The organism is Bacillus sp. NPDC077411 (assembly GCF_044543425.1).
GTDB lineage: Bacteria > Bacillota > Bacilli > Bacillales > Bacillaceae_G > Bacillus_A > Bacillus_A bruguierae.
Genome location: NZ_JBITWA010000052.1, coordinates 1 through 1708, shown reverse-complemented (window position 1 = coordinate 1708; position 1708 = coordinate 1). Strand labels below are relative to the sequence as shown.

Annotated in this window: 1 protein-coding gene; it reads left to right on the top strand. The window is 32.1% G+C overall.

Annotation, left to right across the window (positions count from 1 at the left end):
- Positions 1–1708, top strand: a 1708-nt coding sequence (locus ACIGHG_RS25615; protein WP_396551296.1) for a condensation domain-containing protein, incomplete at both ends; no start/stop codon positions are given.

Genomic DNA, 1708 nt, shown 5'->3' with positions numbered 1-1708 from the left:
CCTATGTTTTTTGTTATTTTGGATGAACTTCCTTTACTATCAAATGGAAAAGTAAATAGAAAAGCATTACCTGAACCAAGTTATCATTTACAACAACTGAATTATGTTGGTCCAAGCTCTAACACTGAAAATAAATTAGTTCATATTTGGGAAGAGGTTTTGGGAGTAGACTCGATAAGTATACAAGATGACTTTTTTGATCTTGGTGGTCATTCGTTAAAGGCAACGTTACTTATGGCTAAGGTTAATAAAATATTCCAAGTGAATATTTCTTTACGAGAAATTTTTGAGAATCCTACGATTCAAAAATTGGCTCAGATTATTTCAGAATTAGTACCTAGTAAGTCAATTGAGCTTACGATTGCCGAAGAGCGTGAATATTATCCAGTAACCTCTACTCAAAAACGACAGCTTATATTAGATAAAATGATTCATGAAGAAGTATATAATATGCCGTCTGTGTTACTTTTTAAAGAAGACATAGACGTGAAACATGTGGAAAGTATTTTCCAAACATTATTGAAACGTCATGAGTCATTACGGACTTCTTTTGAATGGATAGAAGAAGAGCCTGTTCAAAAAATCGAAGATTATCATACATTTGTATTGGAATATGAAGAGTTACATGAGATGAAAGAGCCGCAATCCTATGTAGTGAAACAAATGCTAGAAAAGTTTATAAGACCATTTGATTTAACATGTGCACCGTTGTTTAGAGCTAAATTCATTCGTCTACCACATGGAGAATCTATTTTATTGGTAGATATGCATCATATCATTGCGGATGGTATTTCTTTAAACATACTAATTCAGGAATTTATACAGTTATATAATGGACAAGTTTTATCAGACTTGAAATTCCAGTATAAAGACTACGCAGTGTGGCAAAAGAGTTATTTCGATACGAATGAAATCAAGCAGCAGGAAGAGTTTTGGTTAGAGTTGTTTTCTGGTGACTTACCAGTACTAAATTTACCTACAGATTATGCAAGACCGCAAATACAGAGTTTTGAAGGAGAGCATATTGATTTCAAAGTAGGTAAGGAATTAACAGATAAATTAAAACGACTTACAAATAAAAATAAATCAACTTTATATACGGTTATGCTTTCAGCATATAATATACTTTTATCAAAATACTCTGGCCAAGAAGATATTATAGTTGGTTCACCGGTAGCTGGAAGAAATCATGTTGATTTAGAAGGCGTTATGGGAATGTTTGTGAATACAATAGCTTTGCGAAATCAGCCGAAGGCTAATCAAACGTTCAGTCAATTTTTGGCTAAAGTAAAAGAAAATTGTTTAAATGCATTTGATAATCAACACTATCCATTAGAAGAGTTATTGAATCATTTACAGCTTCCTCGTGATTTAAGTCGAAATCCGTTGTTTAGTACCATGTTTAGTTTGCATAACAAAGGATTAGATAGTGGTGAAAAAGAGTTAAGTACTATTCAAATTGATCCGTATGAATTTCATACAAATACAAGTAAATTTGACCTTTCATTAACAGTGTTTGAAGGGGAAGAAGGGCTTACTCTTCAATGGGAATATTGTACAAAGTTATTTAAAGCATCTACAATCAACAAATTCGCAAATTCACTTGTAAGAATTTTGGATCAAATTGTTAGGGATGAGAGTATAGATATTTCAGATATCGGTATTGTGTCTAAAGAAGAACAAGAGATTCTTCTGAAAGACTTTAATC